Source organism: Citrobacter telavivensis (genome assembly GCF_041807075.1).
GTDB classification, from domain to species: Bacteria; Pseudomonadota; Gammaproteobacteria; order Enterobacterales; family Enterobacteriaceae; genus Citrobacter_A; species Citrobacter_A telavivensis.
This window is the reverse complement of the sequence record NZ_JBGUBF010000002.1, coordinates 262,752-282,102: the sequence shown is the minus strand read 5'-3', so window position 1 is coordinate 282,102 and position 19,351 is coordinate 262,752. Positions and strand designations below refer to the sequence as shown.

Sequence of the window (19,351 nt, the reverse complement as noted above, 5' to 3'; positions counted from 1 at the left end):
TAATACATACAACGATACAATACAAAAAACAGAATAATAGCCAATATGAATTGTTTATCCTTGGTGTTTTTCTTTAATTTCGCAAGAGGTGGTTATACAACTATCACGGGGTATAATACAAGTCGATATTGTCAATATGTACACTATATTCCTGAATGGGACATTAAACATTCCTATTTTATATACGATTTTTTTATTCATCCAAATTTGGACAAACTATTTGTTTTTAATTAATTCCCGATATGACTTCGGAGACAACGTTGAATGTTTTTTAAAAAAACGGGAAAAATAGGTTACATCACTGAATCCCAGATAGTCGGAGATCTGACTTATGGTCATGCTGGTATATTGCAGGCTGCGCTTGGCTTCGAGCATCAACCGCTGATGCAAAACGTTTAATGCACTGCAATGATGAAATTCACGACATAACTGATTCAGATAATTGGCAGAGAGGCCGATTCGATGCGCATATTCTGTAAGAGGAAGATGCTCACGATAGTGGCTCTCAATCTGCCGGGCAAAAAGACGGAGTGTGCTACGCCGACGCGCCAGAGTGTCATTCGATTGCGCAATAGGCCGGCTCTGCCGACGAAGCCAGACCAGCAACGCACTCAGCAACGAAAACAACATCATTTCCCGCGCCTCGTTATCCGTCTGATACTCCTTCTGCAAGGCGGAAAAAAGCGTGCGGATGTGACTGCGGGACTGAGCTACCGATATGCACTGCGGACTATTCAGCAAAGGCAGCGGCTGTGGAAACTGGGATTCCAGGCGGCCAATCAGCGGCAACGCCAGAGAGAGAACATAGCCCTGGGTTCCGGGGGAAAAGCGAAAACCGTGGACACAAAGCGCAGGAACGACCTGAATACAGGCATCGCGCCTCACCGTCGTCTGCCCCTCAATTTCAATCGTTGCTTCACCCCGATGCAAGTAGAGTAACTGGACGATCTCCGCATGCTGATGCACCCGAATATGCCATTCATACAAACTGCTACGCTGATGAATCGACTCGCAGTGCAGCAGATCGGGGGTTGGCCATCCCTGTTGTTCACCATACAGTTTAAAAACAGGAATAACGTCAGCCAGTTGCATCATTTTTCCTCATCATTTACCCACCGTTTCATAAGGCAGTCCGACGTAGTTCTCCGCAATCGTCGTCAGCCCAGCCCTCGAACCCAGATAGTACTGACGATCCGCCTCCTGCATCTTGCGATCAAAATCGCTCTTTTCCTGAAAATCATGCAGCAGGTGAGTCATAAACCAGCTGAATCGCTCTCCTTTCCACACCCGGTTAAGGGCCAGCCGGGAATAGGTTGCCAGCAGATCGCTACGACCATGCTGATAGTACTGCGTCAAAATACGCCATAAATAATTCACGTCAGACGCGGCCAGATTCAACCCCTTTGCACCGGTCGGCGGAACGATATGCGCCGCATCACCGACCAGAAAGAGCTTGCCGTACTGCATCGGTTCCACCACGTAGCTGCGTAATGGCGCGATACTCTTTTCAAGTGAGTGACCAGTCACTAACTTCGTGGCCAGTTCCTCAGGCAAACGCCGTTTCAGCTCGCCCCAGAAGCGCTCATCGCTCCAGGATTCCACCTGCTCGCTGAGCGGGACCTGCAAATAGTAGCGACTTCTGGTTAGTGAGCGCTGACTACAAAGTACAAATCCGCGCTCATGATGCGCATAAATCAACTCCGGATTGACCGGCGGCGTATCGGCAAGTAACCCCAGCCAGCCAAACGGCCAGATACTTTCGTACTCGCGGATGACATCTCGCGGAATACTTTGTCGCGAAATGCCGTGGAATCCATCACACCCGGCAATGAAATCACACTCAATGCGGCACTTCTCCCCCTCTTTCTCAAACGTGACTGAGGGGCGGTCACTTTTGGCATCGTGAATCTCAACCTGCTGGACGCCATAAATCGTAGGCGCGCCACAATCGCTACGCGCCTGCATCAGGTCCCGTGTGACTTCCGTCTGCCCGTAGACCATTACGCTTTTGCCGCCGGTTAATTCGCTCAGCGCAACGGGAATGCGTTTGCCGTCAAAAATAAACTCAACGCCGTGATGCACCAGACCTTCGCTGTCCATACGCTGCGCCACGCCGGCCTCCCGCAAGAGCGAGACGGTCCCACTCTCGAGGATCCCTGCCCGGATGCGCCCCAACACATACTCTGGCGTCTGACGTTCAATGATGAGTGTGCGGATCCCCGCCTTATGCAGCAACTGACCTAACAGCAGCCCGGAAGGTCCTGCCCCAATAATTGCGACCTGAGTTTTCATCACATTCCCCATCTGCTTGGTTGATTATTTGTTTAATCAATGTTGAATAAAAGTTTCAAATTGCATTTTTGATAAGCAGGCACAGAAAAAGAAGGTCCAAATGCGGGCAAAAATTGCACTTTTCACCGATTTAGCAAAACTGTGGAGCAGTTCAAATTCTGGCCACCGCATGGCAGGTTCTTTTTTCAACAAAAAGATTGATCTCAGCCGGAGCCAAAAAATGCGCGCTTCGTGATACAAAGGAGTCTTTCGTCATTCGACAGTACGCAACACGTCTTTTCAGCCAGGGCGAGTCATGCAAGAAGAGCAGTCATTACAGCGAACGGTTACACGGTTATGCATTCAGTGTGGGCTTTTTTTACTGCAACACGGCGCGGAGAGCGCGTTAGTTGATGAACTTTCTACCCGACTTGGGCTGGCATTGGGGATGGACAGCGTCGAAAGCGCTATCTCCTCCAATGCTATCGTTCTGACCACCATTAAAGACGGGCAATGCCTGACCTCCACGCGAAAAAACCAGGATCGCGGCATTAATATGCATGTGGTCACGGAGGTTCAGCACATCGTCATTCTCGCCGAACACAAGCTGCTGGATTACAAAGGCGTCGAGAAGCGCTTCAGTCAGGTCAGACCCTTGCGCTATCCGCGCTGGCTGGTCGCGCTAATGGTCGGCCTCTCCTGTGCCTGCTTCTGTAAGCTGAATGATGGTGGTTGGGACGGCGCGGTGATTACCTTTTTTGCCAGTATGGTGGCAATGTATATTCGTCAGATCCTGGCACATCGCCATTTACATCCGCAGATCAACTTTTGCGTTACCGCGTTTGTCGCGACCACCATTTCCGGTCTGATGCTGCATCTTCCCACCTTTAGCCAGACGCCCTCGGTGGCAATGGCCGCCAGCGTCTTGCTGCTGGTTCCCGGCTTTCCGCTGATCAATGCGGTGGCGGATATGTTTAAAGGACACATTAATACCGGTCTGGCGCGCTGGGCTATCGCCAGCCTACTGACGCTCGCGACCTGCGTGGGCGTGGTCATGGCGCTGACACTTTGGGGGCTTCGCGGATGGGTATAATCGATTTCATTCTTGCGCTAATGCAGGACATGTTGCTTTCCGCGATCCCCGCCGTGGGGTTCGCGATGGTCTTTAACGTCCCGCACCGCGCGCTGCCCTGGTGTGCGCTGCTTGGCGCGCTCGGTCACGGTTCGCGGATGGTGATGATGACCGCCGGATTTAATATTGAATGGTCCACGTTTGTCGCCTCGCTGCTCGTCGGTAGCATTGGCATTCAATGGTCGCGCTGGTATCTGGCGCATCCCAAAGTGTTTACCGTTGCGGCGGTGATCCCGATGTTCCCTGGAATCTCAGCCTATACGGCGATGATCTCGGCGGTGAAAATCAGCCACTTCGGCTACAGCGAACCGTTGATGATTACGCTGTTGACCAATTTCCTGAAAGCCTCGTCGATTGTGGGCGCGCTTTCGATCGGACTCTCCGTGCCCGGCCTGTGGCTCTACCGGAAACGCCCGCGCGTTTAATCGCCGCGGCAGGCGCATCCCTGCCGCTGCTCCTCATCGATGTGTTACTATAGAAGCAGTGTCCCTTCTCGGTTGCAGTCAGTCTTGAGAAACGTTATGTCATCCAGAATTTTGACCCCAGACGTCATTGGTATTGACGCCTTATTACACGATCATCAGACGGTGCTGGCGAAGTCAGAAGGCGGCGCGGTGGCGGTGTTTGCCAATAACGCTCCGGCCTTTTACGCGCTGACCCCCGCTCGTCTGGCACAACTGCTGGCGCTCGAAGAAAAGCTCGCCCGACCGGGGAGCGATGTGACGCTGGATGCACAGTTTTATGAAGAACCGCAGCCTGTACCGGTCGCCGTACCGCTGGGGAAATTCGCCATGTACCCCGACTGGCAACCGGATGACGACTTTCAGCGTCAGGCCGCGCTGTGGGGCGTGGCGTTAAGAGAACCGGTCACCGCCGAAGAACTGGCCTCATTCGTGGCTTACTGGCAAGCGGAAGGCAAAGTTTTTCATCACGTGCAATGGCAGCAAAAACTGGCACGCAGCGTCCAGATCGGACGCGCGAGCAATGGTGGCCTGCCAAAGCGCGATGTGAACACGGTCAGCGAACCAGATAATCAAATTCCACCGGGTTTTAGAGGTTAACCATGAAAAACGTTGGCGATCTGATGAAACGTCTGCAAAAAATGATGCCCGCCCATATCGAACCCGCGTTCAAAACGGGTGAAGAGCTACTGGCATGGCAGAAGGAGCAAGGTGAAATTCGCGCCGCCGCGCTGGCTCGCGAAAATCGGGCGATGAAAATGCAGCGCACCTTTAACCGTTCCGGCATTCGTCCGTTGCACCAGAACTGCTCGTTCGATAACTATCATGTTGAATGCGAAGGTCAGATGAATGCGCTGAGCAAAGCGCGCCAGTATGTGGAAGAGTTTGATGGCAACATCGCCAGTTTTATCTTCTCCGGCAAACCGGGGACGGGGAAAAACCATCTCGCTGCGGCAATCTGTAACGAACTGCTGCTGCGCGGAAAGTCGGTGCTGATTATCACCGTGGCAGACATCATGTCGGCGATGAAAGAGACGTTCAGCAATCGCCAGACCAGCGAAGAACAGTTGCTGAACGATCTCAGCAATGTTGATCTACTGGTCATTGATGAGATCGGCGTACAAACCGAATCGCGCTATGAAAAAGTGATCATCAACCAGATCGTCGATCGTCGTTCCTCTTCAAAGCGCCCGACCGGCATGCTCACCAACAGCAATATGGAAGAAATGACCAAGCTGTTGGGTGAACGCGTGATGGATCGCATGCGACTGGGCAACAGCCTGTGGGTGATCTTCAACTGGGACAGTTTCCGCAGTCGGGTAACCGGCAAAGAGTATTAAGACCATTCTTAGACTGAGCGGCGCTATACTTCGACGAAGGTCTATACACGAGTAATCATAATGAAAACGACAAAACGTTTGCTGTGCTGCGCGATAGCGGCCAGCGCCTGCTTCGCAGCCAATACTTTCGCCGCCTCCTGGCAAGACTCGCTCTCCAGCGCCGCCAGCGAACTGAGCAAGCAGAGTACCACCTCATCGCAAAGCGGCACGTCGCTCTCTTCCCTGACCAGCCTGCTGAATGGCGGCAACCAGGCACTGAGTGCGAACAATATGAATAACGCAGCCGGGATTTTACAGTACTGCGCGAAGCAGAAGCTGGCTTCCGTTACCGATGCGGAAAATGTGAAAAATCAGGTACTGGATAAACTGGGTCTCGGCGCAACCGAGCAAAAACAGGACACCAACTATCTGGACGGTATTCAGGGTCTGCTCAATACCAAAGATGGTCAGCAGCTTAACCTGAACAACATCGGCAGCACGCCGCTCGCAGAAAAAGTGAAAACCAAAGCCTGCGACCTGGTGCTCAAACAGGGTATGAGCTTTATTTCCTGATTCCCGACGCCGCGTTTTGGCCGTTTTTCGCCAGACGCGGCGCTTCTCGTCCCTTTTCGCCCTTCTCTTTTGCCCACCTCAGGAACGACAGGAGGTGACGGCGATCAAAAAAGTCCCGATCTAAACCAATTCTGAATAACAACGTAATTAAATGTCACTAGAATTGCAGCTAAGTGACAACCCCATTACATTGTACTTTCTGTAAACGCTGAACTGCCAGTCGAACACCTGGTTTAGAGCCTTATCGCAAGGCTATTTGTGAGGATCGTCCGTTGTCTGAGTTACTCTCCATCGCGCTGTTTCTTGCCTCTGTACTGATTTATGCCTGGAAAGCGGGTCGCAACACCTGGTGGTTTATCGCCACCCTGACGGTGCTGGGACTTTTTGTGGTTCTGAATATCACGCTATTTGCCAGCGACTATTTCACAGGTGATGGCATTAACGATGCAGTACTCTACACGTTGACGAACAGTCTGACGGGGGCCGGTGTCGGCAAATATATTCTGCCGGGCATTGGCATTGCGCTGGCGCTCGTGGCGGTGTTTGGCACGCTGGGCTGGGTGCTGCGTCGTCGCCGTCATCATCCTCACCATTTTGGTTACAGCCTGCTGGCACTACTGTTGGCGCTGGGTTCCGTCGATGCCAGCCCGGCATTTCGTCAGATCAGCGAGCTGGTCAAATCTCAGACCCGCGACGGCGATCCCGATTTCGCGGCCTACTATAAAGAACCGGCGAAAAGCATACCCAACCCGAAGCTGAATCTGGTGTACATCTACGGTGAAAGCCTGGAGCGAACCTATTTCGACAATGAGGCCTTCCCGGAACTCACTCCGGAACTCGGCGCGTTGAAAAACGAAGGTATGGATTTCAGCCACACCCAGCAGTTACCGGGAACAGACTACACCATCGCCGGGATGGTCGCCTCCCAGTGCGGCATTCCCCTGTTCGCACCGTTTGAAGGCAATGCGTCGGCATCGGTCTCCAGCTTCTTCCCGCAGAATCTCTGTCTTGGGGATATCCTTAAAAACTCCGGCTACCAGAACCACTTTGTGCAGGGCGCAAACCTGCGTTTTGCCGGGAAAGACGTGTTCCTGAAGTCCCACGGCTTCGATTATCTGTATGGCGCCGAAGAGCTAAAAAGCGTCGTCGCCGATCCAAATTACCGTAACGATTGGGGTTTCTATGACGACACGGTACTGGATGAAGCGTGGAAGAAGTTCGAAGCACTCTCTCGCTCCGGCCAGCGTTTTTCGTTGTTTACCCTGACGGTCGATACCCATCATCCGGATGGTTTTATCTCGCGCGCCTGTCAGCGCAAACGCTATGATTTCGACGGTAAACCCAATCAGTCTTTTAGCGCCGTCAGCTGTAGCCAGGAAAACATCGCGGCGTTTATCAATAAAATCAAAGCCTCACCGTGGTTTAAAGATACCGTCATTGTGGTCTCTTCAGACCATCTGGCGATGAACAACAGCGCATGGAAATACCTGAACAAACAGGATCGTAACAACCTGTTCTTCGTGATCCGCGGCGACAAGCCTCAGCAGGAGACGCTGGCGGTCAAACGTAACACCATGGATAACGGCGCGACGGTACTGGATATTCTCGGCGGCGATAACTATATCGGCCTGGGACGCAGCAGCCTGTCGGGTCAGTCGATGTCGGAAGTGTTCCTTAACAGTAAAGAAAAGGTCCTTGCCATGAAGCCGGACATTATTCGCCTGTGGAACTTCCCGAAAGAGATGAAAGATTTCACCGTCGACCGGGATAAAAATATGATCGCCTTCTCCGGCAGCCATTTCCGTCTGCCGCTGCTGTTGAGGATATCGGATAAGCGCGTCGAACCCCTCCCGGAAAGCGAATACTCCGCCCCGCTGCGCTTCCAGCTTGCCGATTTTGCCCCTCGCGATAACTTCGTCTGGGTCGATCGCTGCTACAAAATGGGCCAGTTATGGTCACCGGCGCTGGCGCTCTCAACCGACTGGTGCGTCTCGCAGGGCCAGCTTGGCGGAGAGCAAATCGTCCAGCATGTTGATAAAGCGCAGTGGAAAGGTAAAACGGCCTTTAAAGACACGGTGATCGACATGGAGCGCTATAAAGGCAACGTCGATACCCTGAAAATCGTCGACAACGACATCCGCTATAAAGCCGACAGTTTTGTCTTCAACGTGGCGGGCGCACCGGAAGAGGTGAAGCAGTTCAGCGGGATTTCTCGTCCGGAATCCTGGGGACGCTGGTCCAACGCGCAGCTGGCGGAAGAAGTGAAGATCGAGTACAAACAGCCGCTGCCGAAAAAATTCGACCTGGTGATCACCGCGAAAGCCTTTGGCGACAATGCCAATCGCCCGATTCCGGTGCGTGTAGGCCAGGAAGAGCAGACGCTGGTGTTAAGTCACGATGTCACCACCACCACGCTGCATTTCGACAACCCGACGGATGCGGATACGCTGGTGATTGTCCCGCCCGATCCGGTCTCGACCAACGAAGGCAACATCCTCGGCCACTCGCCGCGTAAGCTGGGGATCGGGATGGTTGAAATCAAAGTGGTCAGCGCCCAGGGCTGACCACCGGTGATAAAAAAACAGCGCCCAACACCACCCCGGGCGCTGCATGGCAATCGTCAGAACGTAATCACCCCTTTGATTAGCGTCCGGTTATTAATCACATCGCGTTCGAAGACCTCCGCTAGTTGGCTAAACGGATAGCGATGCGTAAGCATCATTTCAGCGTTCAGTTTACCTTCCGCCATCAGCCGTCCCACCTTCGCAAAATCCTCCGGCGTGGCGTTACGACTGCCCATCATCGTGGTCTCTTTCTTGTGAAATTCCGGGTCAGAGAACTGCAAGTCGCCTTTGAACAGCCCGACAAAAACAATGGTGCCGCCGTGGCGGATCAGGTTAACGGTATTGTTCATGGCATGCTGGTTACCCGTCGCATCGAGCACCTTCTGCGCCAATGAACCGCCAAATTGCGAACGTAGCTGAGCCTCAAAATCGTCCGCAGAGGGATCCACCACCGGCAGGCCGAGGCGGGAAGTCACGTGTTCGCGACGAGCGATACTGGTATCTGCCACCACCACCTGTGCCCCATCAGCCCTCGCAATCGCTGCCGCCCCGATCCCAATCGGCCCGGCCCCAACGACCAGCACCTGATCACCCGGCGCGATCGCTGCCCGACGCACCGCATGTGCGCTAATCGCGTAAGGCTCGATCAAGGCTGCTGCGTGAGGATCAATCCCCTCCGCCTGCAACAGATTGGTCACCGGAACGCTGAGATACTCGCTAAAACCCCCATCCTGATGCACGCCGATCACGGAGATCTTTTCACAGCAGTTCGTCCGTCCCCCCAGACACGCCGGACACTGCTGGCACGCAACGTAGGGAATTACCGCCACCTGCTGACCCACCTTAAATTGCGTTACCTTCTCGCCGAGCGTCACAATATCCCCACATATTTCATGGCCTAATACGCGTGGATAACTGAAAAAAGGTTGATTGCCTCCCCAGGCATGAATATCGGTTCCACATATACCGACAGACTTAATTTTAATTAATGCTTCATGTTTATCCGGAATCGGAATGTCGCGTTTCTCATGAATTAATTTCCTGGGTTCCTGGCAAATCAACATATTCATTGTGGACATCGTTATGCGCTCCTGTTTCTTTGTTGCTTCAGATATTGATGAAAATAGAAATAGCCGCGTAACGAGAAAGCTAATTTGTGAAACCCTGCGCATTAAAATGTTTTAAATCGGGTTTTAATGCAGGCAAAAGGAGATCCCGATGAGCCGTTCGCAAAATTTACGTCACAATGTCATTAACCAGGTGATCGATGATATGGCGCGCGGTCATCTTCCTTCCCCGCTGCCGTCGCAAAGCGCATTAGCCGAGATGTACAACATCAGTCGCACCACGGTGCGGCACATGCTCAATCACCTCAGCGAGTGTGGCGTATTGACCCTGGTCGGCAACGACCATGTCATTACCCGTAGCCCTGAACATGATGATGGTTTTGCCTGTACTACCGCCTCCATGGCGGAGCAAAATCGTATTTTTGAGCAGGCGTTTTATACGATGATTAACCAGCGCCAGCTTCGCGCTGGCGAGACGTTTTCTGAACTTCAACTGGCCCGGATGGCGGGCGTCAGCCCGGTAGTGGTGCGAGAATACCTTTTAAAATTTGGGCGTTACAATCTCATCCAGAGTGAAAAGCGCGGCCAGTGGAGCATGAAAAAGTTCGATCAGTCCTATGCCGAACAGCTTTTTGAGCTGCGCGAGATGCTGGAAACCCATGCGCTACAACACTTTCTCAATTTGCCGGATGACGATCCGCGCTGGCTGCAGGCAAAAATGTTGCTTGAACGCCACCGTCTGCTGCGCGACAGCGTCGGTAGCAACTTCCGCATGTTCTCCCTGTTAGACCGTGATTTTCACGCGCTGCTGCTCTCTGCCGCCGACAATATATTTTTTAATCAGTCGCTTGAAATCATCTCCGTGATCTTCCATTTCCATTACCAATGGGATGAACGCGATCTTAAACAACGCAATATCATCGCCATTGATGAGCACATGACCATCCTCAGCGCGCTGATTTGCCGCAGCGATCTCGATGCGCTTCTTGCGCTGCGAAACCACCTGAATACGGCGAAACAATCGATGATTCGCTCCATCCGACAAGAAAATGAATGAATTAAAAACACATTAAAAACAACAAACCTTTAGCAAGAGCACGATTTCATACAACGCATACAGCACCATGATGACTTTCTGCTTACTTTCTGATTAGGCAGGATTCACTATGAATTTTTCCGCCAGTACAAATGTTGGTTTTATTCGTTGATCCCTGGGAGCAAGTAGAAAATGAACAAGATAATAGCCGTGCTGATTACTGTTTGTACTTTTTTTCTGCCATTCACCATTCAGGCTAAACCGCTTTCTATTAAAGTCGCATATGAGAATAATCCAGGCGAGCCATTAGACGTGGTGATGCGCTACTGGGCTGAGATTCTGAATAAAAAGAGTGATGGAGAAATAACGCTGGTTCTCTATCCCAGCTCACAGCTAGGGTCAAAACAAGATGTGACTGAACAAGCCATGATGGGAATGAACGTCATCACGCTCACCGATGTGGCTTTCCTCGCCGATTACGAACCTGATTTAGGTATTTTGTTTGGACCTTATCTGACCGATGACCCACAGAAACTCTTCAAAATTTATGAGAGCGACTGGTTTCGTCAAAAAAATGAAGACCTGAAGAAAAAAGGAATTCATGTGGTGATGAACAATTATCTGTATGGCACCCGTCAGATTATTTCTAAAAAACCGATTCGCAAAGTGGAAGATCTTGCGGGAATGAAGATCCGCGTACCGAATAACGTGATGCAAATTAAAGCCATTCAGGCAATGGGTGCCACACCAACCCCAATGCCGCTGGGTGAGGTTTACCCTGCGCTGACTCAGGGCGTTATTGATGGCGTCGAAAACCCAATTTCGGTTCTGCAAGGGCAAAAACTGTTTGAGCAGGCGAAATATCTGTCGATGGTAAATTACCTGACCAACACCTCGGTATGGATTGGCGGCGAAGCCTTTTTCAGTACGCTCTCTCCTGAGCAACTGGAATTGATTCATTCAACGGGTTATGAAGCCGGCCTTTACAGCCAGAAATTAACGATTGAACACGACGCCGAAATGCTGAAGAGCATGGAAGCGGAAGGCGTTGAAGTTATTTATCCGGATACCGAAGCATTCCGCCAGAAAGCACGCGAAGTTTACTCGCAATTCCCGGAGTGGACACCGGGCTTGTATGAAACCATTCAACAGCAACTGCAATAAATACAGGCACAGAGCGCCCAACGCCTTTTCCTCTCAAGGCCAGGGCGACTCTCTGAAGGAGGATTAATGCGTTTCTTTGGCAAGCTTGTAGAACTGAGCGCAGCACTGGCACTGTTTATCCTGGTGATAATGACCATTGCAGCCGTATTCATGCGCTATTTTGTAGGACAGCCCATTCAATGGACTGAGGAAATGTCCGGACTGCTGATGATTTGGGTTGTGATGTTGGGCGGAGTGGTGGCTGAACGCGATCGGGCGCATCTGACTATTCCTTTTGTCGTCGATATGTTCCCACATAAAGTCAAACGCATTATTGCCTCGCTGGTTGCCCTGCTTTCCATCGGGTTGCTGGTTTATATGGCCTGGCTGGGTTACCGACTGGCGGAAATGGCGCAGTATAAGGTCACGCAAATATTGAAAGTTTCCTGGTTCTGGATTGATATCGCTGTTCCCGTCGGTACTCTGGCAACGGCAATTTATACGCTCTACTGGTTAATTAACGACGTTAAACAGGTAGATGTCGGCGAGGAAAAACAATGAGCTGGTTATTGATTATTCCACTAATGATCGTGTGCTTATTTCTGAATATTCGTGTGTATCTGGCAATGTTTATCGGCATTATTGCCTATTTCCTCTTTTTTTCCACGGTTCCGATTGAAATTGCTGTTCAGCGATTAATTGCGCCAACCCAGAGCCCATCATTGCTGGCGATACCTTTCTTTATTCTGTTGGGTACGCTGATGAGTTATACCGGTATTGCAGAACGTATTCTGCAAGTGGCGAATATTCTGGTGGGTAAAATGCGGGGCGGACTCGGTGTCGCCAATATTCTGGTCAGTACCATGATGGGAGGGGTCAGCGCCTCAAACCTGGCCGACGCGGCGATGCTGTCGCGCATGATGGTTCCTGAGATGGAACGTAAAGGCTACAACCGTGCCTTCGCTGCTGCAATCACCGCCGGAGGGTCCCTCGTCACCCCAATCATCCCGCCGGGGATTGCCCTGATTATTTATGGCCTGGTGGCAGACGTCTCCATCGGAAAGATGTTCATGGCCGGTCTGATTCCGGGTCTGCTCTGTGCGGTACTGTTAATGATTACGGTTTATCTGGTTGCCCGTAAAACGAACGCTAAGCCCTCACGCGACACCTGGCCTACCGGTAAGGAAGCGCTCTTCTCTATTGGACAAGCCTGGCCCGCGCTGTTTTTGATTTTTGCCGTCGTAGGAGGGATTCGCGCCAACATCTTCACTCCAACAGAAGCCGGCGCGGCTGCGGTACTCATTGTGTTGATCATCGGTTTCTTCATTTATCGTCAAATGACCCTTGGCCATGTCGTAAAAGCGCTGGGAGAAACGGCACGGGCAACGGCATCGGTCATGTTAGTCATCATGGCAAGTGCCGCGCTCGGTTGGATCTTCTCAATGGAACATGCCGGCGTCGCGGTGGCGAACTTTGTCACGACGCTGACAGAAAACAAATACATTTTCCTGTTAATTATCAATATTCTTTTGCTGACACTGGGGATGTTTCTTGAAGGGAATGCCATTCTGCTGATTCTGGTTCCATTGCTTAAACCTGTCGTGGCGCATTTTGGTATCGACCCGGTACACTTCGGTATCATCATGATCTTCAACCTTTCTATCGGCGCCTTCACGCCGCCGGTTGGCACCGTCATGTTACTGGTCTGCAATATTACTCAGGTTTCAGTCGGACAGTTTTTCCGTCAATCTCTGCCGTTGCTGGGGACTTTATTGCTCATGCTGTTGCTGGTGACCTACATACCGGCCATTTCGTTATTACTCGTTTAACCCGTTAACACCGTAAAGTCCCCGCTGCCGGGGACTTTTCCCTGTGGCGGGGCACCGCGTTATACTGCCCACACTGTCACCTTAATCCCGGTATCGTTATGCACATTACCTTTCGCCCAACCACACTGGCAGATGCTACCGCCCTGCCCGCCATTGAACGCTCAGCAGGACAGCGCTTTTTAGACGTGCCGGAACTGGCATGGATCGCGGACGATCGCATTGTCAGCGTGGAACAGCATCGGGAATATGCCGGTAAGGGGATGAGTTGGCTGGCGCTGGTTGACGACAGACCCGTTGGATTTCTGCTGGGCGAAGCAATGGAATCGTCGCTGTATATTGCCGAATTTTCGCTGCATCTGGCGTGGCAGGGTAAAGGCATTGGCCGTCAGTTAGTAGACACGGTCGCGCAGTGGGCGCGCGAGCAGGGCTTTACCTCTCTGACGCTCACCACGTTTCGCCATGTCGACTGGAACGCGCCGCTGTATCAACATCTGGGATTTGAAATACTGGAAGATGGCGCGTTGCCGGCAGCATTGCGCCAGAAGCGAGAGGAAGAGACGGCGCATGGTATCGCGTTTGAATCACGTTGTGCCATGCGCCTGATGCTTAATTAAAACGTTTCCCAGTTATCCCCGCTCTCCGCCACAGCGGCTTTACGCGGTTGAACCGTCGAGGAAGCGGGCTTAACGCTGGCAACGTCACGCGCACGCCGCTGTTCCTGCTGGATGTGGAACACGGCAACGGCCTGAGTCAGACGACTGGCCTGCTCTTCCAGCGCGGCGGCAGCGGCGGCGGACTCTTCCACCAGCGAGGCGTTCTGCTGGGTGACGCGATCCATTTCCGCTACGGCCAGACCCACCTGGTCAATCCCACGACTTTGCTCATCGGAAGCCGACGCGATCTCGCCCATGATGTCGGTCACGCGGGTAACGGCATTCACGATCTCATCCATGGTTTCACCGGCGCTTTCTACCAGCGTAGAACCGACGTCAACACGGCTGACGGAGTCTTCAATCAGGCTCTTGATCTCACGTGCTGCCTGCGCGCTGCGCTGCGCGAGGTTACGCACTTCACCAGCAACCACCGCAAAGCCACGCCCCTGCTCACCGGCACGCGCCGCTTCTACCGCCGCGTTCAGCGCCAGAATGTTGGTCTGGAAGGCAATGCCGTCGATCACGCTGATGATGTCAGCAATTTTCTGCGAGCTGGAGGCGATATCACGCATGGTTTGCACCACGTTATCGACCACTTTCCCGCCTTTCTGCGCCGTTTCGGACGCGCTCAGCGCCAGATGGCTGGCCTGACGCGCGTTTTCGGCGTTCTGCTTAACGGTAGCCGTCAGCTCTTCCATGCTCGCCGCCGTCTCTTCCAGAGACGCCGCCTGCTGCTCGGTACGGGAAGAGAGATCGTTGTTACCCATCGCGATTTCGCTGGCACCGCTGTAAATGGCGTTCGCGCCGTTACGCACGTCGCCCACGGTACGCACCAGCTCACCCTGCATGTGGCGCAGGCTTTCCGCCAGTTGGCCCATTTCATTGGTGCCTTCCACATCAATACGCTTCACCAGATCGCCGCTGGCAATATGACGAATGCTCGCGATCAGGCGGTTCATTGGTGCTATCAGCGACAGCTTGATGCCAAACCAGACAGCAATAATGACTACCAGCACCGCCAACAACACGCTGACCAGAACCCACATCGCCTGGCTGTATGAGCGGTTGTTGTCCTCTACCGCCAGGTCATACAGGCGGTCGTTCTGTTGCAGATAGTTCACATACTGCTTCTCAAAACCGTCCTGATACCCCTGAGTGGGCTGATCGAAAAACTCGTTGATTTTCCCGGCACCCAGCAACTGGATCAGTTCAGCTAACGCGTTGTGATAGATATCGTAATTACGTTTGATTTCCGCCGATGCCGCTTCGCTTTGGCGCGGGTCACGCGGTAACGCTTCGTAATCCGTCCAGTTCTTTTCCGCCTGTTTCAGGGAGACGCTGGCAATCTGCATCAGATCCGCAACGGTCGCACCGCTACCGATATTGCTCTGATCCATCATGTAGCGGATACCCGCACGGTTAAGGGTGTTACGCGTTTGCAGCAGCGCCACCCAACTGCCATTCAGCGTGGACTGCTGCTGACGAATAGTTTGCAGAACGGTGAAGTTCTCTTTGTCATTTTTCAATGCATTAAAGAACAATCCGCCTGAAGTGAGTTGTAAAAGGCCAAATAAAACCAGAACCAACAGTAGGCTGGTCACAATCTTGATACGTTTTAACATGTTTTCTCTTTCCGCTAGACAGATACTCTGGTTTTCGGCCCGGAATGAGAAAACTTTATGTAATCGCAGGGGGTATCACAGGAAATTTGTTCAATTAACTGGCAAAAAATGCGATTACCCTCTACCCGAACGGGAATCAGGCGAGGATGCCTCGCCCATTCTGCCTTATCTCAGCGCGGAAATGTCCGCAAACAGAGAACGGGTAATCGTCACGCCTTCCTGCATTGATTTCTCCCGCGAACGGAAGCGTCTTTCTCCCGGCAGTCGCGCCCCCTGCGCCTGCATCGCGGCAAACAGGGTTTCTGCCCGCTCAAGATGGAGATACGCCTCATCTCCGAGGAATCGGGACGGGTCAAACGCCAGAATCAACTCACCGCCGTACGGCAGACCGCCCGCCCCTTCATCCCAGGCCAGCGATTCCGCGCTGGTCATATCACCGATGAGCGGCCCTGCCAGCAGTTCAACCATTGCTGCAAACGCCGAGCCCTTGTGACCGCCAAAGGTCAGCATGGCACCGTTTAATACCGCCTGCGGATCGGTTGACGGTTGCCCCTCGCTGTCGATGCCCCACCCTTCCGGGATCGCTTTACCGGCCCGCTGATGCAACTGGATCTCGCCGCGCGCCGCCGCGCTGGTTGCCATATCAAAAATGTAAGGCGGTTTGCCTTTACGCGGCCAACCAAAGGCGATGGGGTTCGTGCCAAACAGCGGACGCGTACCGCCAGCCGGGGCGACCCAGGCGTGGCTTGGCGTACAGGCGTAACCCACCAGTCCGGCGTCGGTCAGCGGCTCAATGTCCGCAAACAACGCGGAAAAGTGAACGCAGCGGTTGATCGCCAGCGCCGCAATGCCGCACGTGCTGGCTTTACTGATGAGCAACGGCAGCGCCTGTTCATACGCCACCAGCGAGAACGCGCCGCCAGCGTCCGCCCTGACGATTGCGGGCGCCCGATCGGAAATCTGCGGACGTGCATCAGCGGAGACTTTTCCTTTACGCAGAGTCTCGACGATCCCCAACAATCGCCATAACCCGTGAGACGCGCAGCCATCACGCTCGCCTGCCGTCACGTTACGCGCGATGGCATCCGCATGTTCCGCGCTAAAGCCGTTGGTGCTCAGCACCTCACGCGCCAGCGTGTAAGCCTCAGATAATGTGAGGTTTACTGTTTCCATGTTGTTCTCCTTATGATGTTGTCGGCAATAAGCGTAGTCGGTATTCGTCAGTCGTTGGCGGATTTTTCTTTGTGATCTCAGTCACATAATATCCGTCGTTCAGCGATCCTCTTTACCGCTTACTGACACTTCTGACCGCTTAACTCACCATTTGACCGCTCACTTATTTACCGTACTTTACGCGCGCGACTCTCTGGCAAGATCGTCACCAGCATAGCAGTCCAATTACCTCTTCAAACGCAACCCAAACCAAACGGCTTCGGCCAATTATTAATCTTATAAAACCAGGTTTTACTATGGATACGAAAAAGATATTCAAGCACATACCCTGGGTGATCCTCGGGATCATCGGGGCATTCTGCCTCTCGGTTGTCGCCTTACGCCGGGGTGAACACGTCAGCGCCCTGTGGATCGTGGTCGCTTCCGTGTCGGTATATCTGGTGGCTTACCGCTACTACAGTCTGTACATCGCCCAGAAGGTGATGAAGCTCGACCCTACACGTTCGACACCTGCGGTCATCAATAACGATGGCCTGAACTACGTTCCAACCAACCGCTATGTCCTGTTCGGACACCACTTTGCCGCCATCGCTGGCGCCGGTCCGCTGGTCGGTCCGGTTCTGGCCGCGCAGATGGGCTACCTGCCTGGTACCCTGTGGCTGCTGGCGGGCGTCGTGCTGGCGGGTGCGGTTCAGGACTTCATGGTGCTGTTTATCTCTTCTCGCCGTAACGGCGCGTCGCTTGGCGAGATGATTAAAGAAGAGATGGGCTCCGTGCCGGGGACGATTGCGCTGTTTGGCTGCTTCTTAATTATGATCATCATCCTTGCGGTACTGGCGCTGATCGTCGTAAAAGCGCTGGCCGAAAGTCCGTGGGGGGTCTTCACCGTTTGCTCCACCGTGCCTATCGCGCTGTTCATGGGGATCTACATGCGCTTCCTGCGTCCGGGGCGTGTAGGTGAAGTGTCGGTGATTGGTATTGTTCTGCTGGTGGCATCTATTTATTTCGGTGGCGTGATTGCTCACGACCCATACTGGGGTCCGGCGCTGACCTTTAAAGACACCACCATTACCTTTGCACTGATCGGCTATGCGTTTGTGTCTGCGCTGCTGCCGGTATGGCTGATCCTCGCCCCGCGCGACTATCTGGCCACCTTCCTGAAAATCGGCGTTATCGTCGGCCTGGCGCTGGGTATTGTGATCCTCAACCCTGAGCTGAAAATGCCGGCCATGACGCAGTACATCGACGGTACCGGTCCGCTGTGGAAAGGTGCACTGTTCCCGTTCCTGTTCATTACCATCGCCTGTGGCGCTGTCTCTGGCTTCCACGCGCTGATCTCTTCCGGTACCACCCCGAAACTGCTGGCCTGTGAAACTGACGCCCGCTTCATCGGTTACGGTGCGATGCTGATGGAATCCTTCGTGGCGATTATGGCGCTGGTTGCGGCTTCCATTATCGAACCGGGTCTCTACTTTGCGATGAACACCCCGCCGGCAGGCCTGGGCATTACGATGCCGAACCTGCATGAAATGGGGGGTGAGAACGCGCCGCTGATTATGGCGCAGTTGAAAGACGTGACCGCGCATGCGGCGGCAACCGTCAGCTCATGGGGCTTCGTGATTTCGCCTGAGCAGATCCTGCAAACCGCGAAAGACATCGGCGAACCGTCCGTTCTGAACCGTGCCGGTGGTGCACCGACGCTGGCGGTTGGTATCGCGCACGTATTCCACAAAGTACTGCCGATGGCTGACATGGGCTTCTGGTACCACTTCGGTATTCTGTTTGAAGCGCTGTTCATCCTGACCGCACTGGATGCGGGTACGCGTTCCGGTCGATTCATGCTGCAGGACCTGCTGGGTAACTTCGTACCGTTCCTGAAGAAAACCGACTCTCTGGTTGCCGGTATCATTGGTACAGCGGGTTGTGTGGGCCTGTGGGGCTACCTGCTGTATCAGGGCGTGGTCGATCCGCTGGGCGGCGTTAAGAGCCTGTGGCCGCTGTTCGGTATCTCTAACCAGATGCTGGCAGCCGTGGCGCTGGTTCTGGGTACCGTGGTACTGATTAAAATGCAGCGCACCAAATACATCTGGGTGACCGTTATCCCGGCTGTGTGGCTGCTGATCTGCACCACCTGGGCGCTGGGTCTGAAACTGTTCAGCACCAACCCGCAGATGGAAGGCTTCTTCTACATGGCTAACCAGTACAAAGAGAAGATTGCCAACGGCGGCGAACTGACCGCTCAGCAGATTGCCAACATGAATCACATCGTTGTGAACAACTACACTAACGCAGGCCTGAGTATTCTGTTCCTGGTGGTGGTGTACAGCATCATCTTCTACGGTTTCAAAACCTGGATGAATGTGCGCAACGTGGACAAACGTACCGATAAAGAAACCCCGTACGTTCCGATTCCTGAAGGCGGCGTGAAAACCTCTTCACATCACTAAGCTGATGCCGGGTAACGTTTCGCTTACCCGGCTTACAGAATGCTGTAAGCGTAGGCCGGAT

At 53.2% G+C, this 19,351-nt stretch carries 17 protein-coding genes; 12 read left to right on the top strand and 5 right to left on the bottom strand.

Going from position 1 to position 19,351, the window contains the following annotated elements; genetic code table 11:
- Positions 1-216 precede the first annotated feature (216 nt).
- Together ACERJC_RS12435 and pobA are read right to left on the bottom strand one after the other, a co-directional pair.
- The gene (locus ACERJC_RS12435) at positions 217-1,092 is read right to left on the bottom strand and encodes a helix-turn-helix domain-containing protein (RefSeq protein ID WP_286632327.1); all 876 of its coding nucleotides are present in this window, start codon (positions 1,090-1,092) and stop codon (positions 217-219) included.
- A 12-nt stretch (positions 1,093-1,104) separates the two neighbouring features.
- Positions 1,105-2,292: a 4-hydroxybenzoate 3-monooxygenase gene (gene pobA / locus ACERJC_RS12430; RefSeq protein WP_152402057.1), complete on the bottom strand. Its 1,188-nt coding sequence runs from the start codon at positions 2,290-2,292 to the stop codon at positions 1,105-1,107.
- A 295-nt stretch (positions 2,293-2,587) separates the two neighbouring features.
- Here pobA and ACERJC_RS12425 point away from each other — a divergent pair, with 295 nt between their 5' ends.
- The 6 genes from ACERJC_RS12425 to opgB all read left to right on the top strand — a co-directional run bounded on the left by ACERJC_RS12425 (position 2,588) and on the right by opgB (position 8,320).
- Positions 2,588-3,364: a threonine/serine exporter family protein gene (locus ACERJC_RS12425; RefSeq protein ID WP_152402055.1), complete on the top strand. Its 777-nt coding sequence runs from the start codon at positions 2,588-2,590 to the stop codon at positions 3,362-3,364.
- Positions 3,355-3,828 (top strand): threonine/serine exporter, encoded by a 474-nt coding sequence (locus ACERJC_RS12420; RefSeq protein ID WP_152402053.1) that lies wholly within the window; start codon positions 3,355-3,357, stop codon positions 3,826-3,828. The genes ACERJC_RS12425 and ACERJC_RS12420 overlap by 10 nt, the downstream gene beginning before the upstream one ends.
- Before the next feature lie 96 nt (positions 3,829-3,924).
- The gene (dnaT, locus tag ACERJC_RS12415; RefSeq protein WP_152402051.1) at positions 3,925-4,464 is read left to right on the top strand and encodes a primosomal protein DnaT; all 540 of its coding nucleotides are present in this window, start codon (positions 3,925-3,927) and stop codon (positions 4,462-4,464) included.
- A 2-nt stretch (positions 4,465-4,466) separates the two neighbouring features.
- A complete protein-coding gene (dnaC, locus tag ACERJC_RS12410) occupies positions 4,467-5,204 on the top strand; it encodes a replicative helicase loader DnaC (protein WP_042321989.1) in 738 nt (245 codons plus the stop codon).
- Positions 5,205-5,261: 57 nt separating this feature from the next.
- Positions 5,262-5,756 carry a YjjA family protein gene (locus ACERJC_RS12405; RefSeq protein ID WP_152402048.1) on the top strand — a complete coding sequence of 165 codons (495 nt, stop codon included), beginning with the start codon at positions 5,262-5,264 and terminating at the stop codon, positions 5,754-5,756.
- A 272-nt stretch (positions 5,757-6,028) separates the two neighbouring features.
- Positions 6,029-8,320, top strand: a complete 2,292-nt coding sequence (gene opgB / locus ACERJC_RS12400; RefSeq protein WP_373671811.1) for a phosphatidylglycerol--membrane-oligosaccharide glycerophosphotransferase — start codon at positions 6,029-6,031, stop codon at positions 8,318-8,320.
- Between the two features lie 56 nt (positions 8,321-8,376).
- On the opposite strand, the gene ACERJC_RS12395 is transcribed toward opgB, so the two are convergent.
- Positions 8,377-9,399 carry a zinc-binding alcohol dehydrogenase family protein gene (locus ACERJC_RS12395; protein ID WP_373671810.1) on the bottom strand — a complete coding sequence of 341 codons (1,023 nt, stop codon included), beginning with the start codon at positions 9,397-9,399 and terminating at the stop codon, positions 8,377-8,379.
- 139 nt (positions 9,400-9,538) lie between these two features.
- On the opposite strand from ACERJC_RS12395, the gene ACERJC_RS12390 reads away from it, so the two are divergent.
- The 5 genes from ACERJC_RS12390 (at position 9,539) to ACERJC_RS12370 (ending at position 14,009) form a co-directional block, all read left to right on the top strand.
- Positions 9,539-10,444 (top strand): GntR family transcriptional regulator, encoded by a 906-nt coding sequence (locus ACERJC_RS12390; protein WP_178825967.1) that lies wholly within the window; start codon positions 9,539-9,541, stop codon positions 10,442-10,444.
- 171 nt (positions 10,445-10,615) lie between these two features.
- Complete coding sequence (locus tag ACERJC_RS12385; RefSeq protein WP_373671809.1) at positions 10,616-11,587, top strand: C4-dicarboxylate TRAP transporter substrate-binding protein; 972 nt, start codon at positions 10,616-10,618, stop codon at positions 11,585-11,587.
- A gap of 66 nt (positions 11,588-11,653) precedes the next feature.
- Positions 11,654-12,127: a TRAP transporter small permease gene (locus ACERJC_RS12380; protein WP_042321974.1), complete on the top strand. Its 474-nt coding sequence runs from the start codon at positions 11,654-11,656 to the stop codon at positions 12,125-12,127.
- The gene (locus tag ACERJC_RS12375) at positions 12,124-13,395 is read left to right on the top strand and encodes a TRAP transporter large permease (protein ID WP_178825965.1); all 1,272 of its coding nucleotides are present in this window, start codon (positions 12,124-12,126) and stop codon (positions 13,393-13,395) included. The genes ACERJC_RS12380 and ACERJC_RS12375 overlap by 4 nt, the downstream gene beginning before the upstream one ends.
- A 98-nt stretch (positions 13,396-13,493) precedes the next feature.
- Positions 13,494-14,009, top strand: coding sequence for a GNAT family N-acetyltransferase (locus ACERJC_RS12370; protein WP_373671808.1), 516 nt, complete (start codon positions 13,494-13,496; stop codon positions 14,007-14,009).
- On the opposite strand, the gene tsr is transcribed toward ACERJC_RS12370, so the two are convergent.
- A complete protein-coding gene (gene tsr, locus ACERJC_RS12365; protein ID WP_373671807.1) occupies positions 14,006-15,670 on the bottom strand; it encodes a methyl-accepting chemotaxis protein in 1,665 nt (554 codons plus the stop codon). The genes ACERJC_RS12370 and tsr overlap by 4 nt on opposite strands.
- Positions 15,671-15,835: 165 nt before the next feature.
- Positions 15,836-16,843, bottom strand: coding sequence for an Ldh family oxidoreductase (locus tag ACERJC_RS12360; protein ID WP_373671806.1), 1,008 nt, complete (start codon positions 16,841-16,843; stop codon positions 15,836-15,838).
- A gap of 296 nt (positions 16,844-17,139) precedes the next feature.
- Between ACERJC_RS12360 and btsT the strand changes: the two genes are divergently transcribed.
- Positions 17,140-19,290, top strand: a complete 2,151-nt coding sequence (gene btsT / locus ACERJC_RS12355; protein WP_152402030.1) for a pyruvate/proton symporter BtsT — start codon at positions 17,140-17,142, stop codon at positions 19,288-19,290.
- Positions 19,291-19,351: the final 61 nt, after the last annotated feature.

Bases quoted from the DNA above. Each gene is read 5' to 3' on its own strand.
- ACERJC_RS12435 (WP_286632327.1), bottom strand. From the start codon at position 1,092: ATGCAACTGGCTGACGTTATTCCTGTTTTTAAACTGTATGGTGAACAA.
- pobA (WP_152402057.1), bottom strand. From the start codon at position 2,292: ATGAAAACTCAGGTCGCAATTATTGGGGCAGGACCTTCCGGGCTGCTG.
- ACERJC_RS12425 (WP_152402055.1), top strand. From the start codon at position 2,588: ATGCAAGAAGAGCAGTCATTACAGCGAACGGTTACACGGTTATGCATT.
- ACERJC_RS12420 (WP_152402053.1), top strand. From the start codon at position 3,355: ATGGGTATAATCGATTTCATTCTTGCGCTAATGCAGGACATGTTGCTT.
- dnaT (WP_152402051.1), top strand. From the start codon at position 3,925: ATGTCATCCAGAATTTTGACCCCAGACGTCATTGGTATTGACGCCTTA.
- dnaC (WP_042321989.1), top strand. From the start codon at position 4,467: ATGAAAAACGTTGGCGATCTGATGAAACGTCTGCAAAAAATGATGCCC.
- ACERJC_RS12395 (WP_373671810.1), bottom strand. From the start codon at position 9,399: ATGTCCACAATGAATATGTTGATTTGCCAGGAACCCAGGAAATTAATT.
- ACERJC_RS12390 (WP_178825967.1), top strand. From the start codon at position 9,539: ATGAGCCGTTCGCAAAATTTACGTCACAATGTCATTAACCAGGTGATC.
- ACERJC_RS12385 (WP_373671809.1), top strand. From the start codon at position 10,616: ATGAACAAGATAATAGCCGTGCTGATTACTGTTTGTACTTTTTTTCTG.
- ACERJC_RS12380 (WP_042321974.1), top strand. From the start codon at position 11,654: ATGCGTTTCTTTGGCAAGCTTGTAGAACTGAGCGCAGCACTGGCACTG.
- ACERJC_RS12375 (WP_178825965.1), top strand. From the start codon at position 12,124: ATGAGCTGGTTATTGATTATTCCACTAATGATCGTGTGCTTATTTCTG.
- ACERJC_RS12370 (WP_373671808.1), top strand. From the start codon at position 13,494: ATGCACATTACCTTTCGCCCAACCACACTGGCAGATGCTACCGCCCTG.
- tsr (WP_373671807.1), bottom strand. From the start codon at position 15,670: ATGTTAAAACGTATCAAGATTGTGACCAGCCTACTGTTGGTTCTGGTT.
- ACERJC_RS12360 (WP_373671806.1), bottom strand. From the start codon at position 16,843: ATGGAAACAGTAAACCTCACATTATCTGAGGCTTACACGCTGGCGCGT.
- btsT (WP_152402030.1), top strand. From the start codon at position 17,140: ATGGATACGAAAAAGATATTCAAGCACATACCCTGGGTGATCCTCGGG.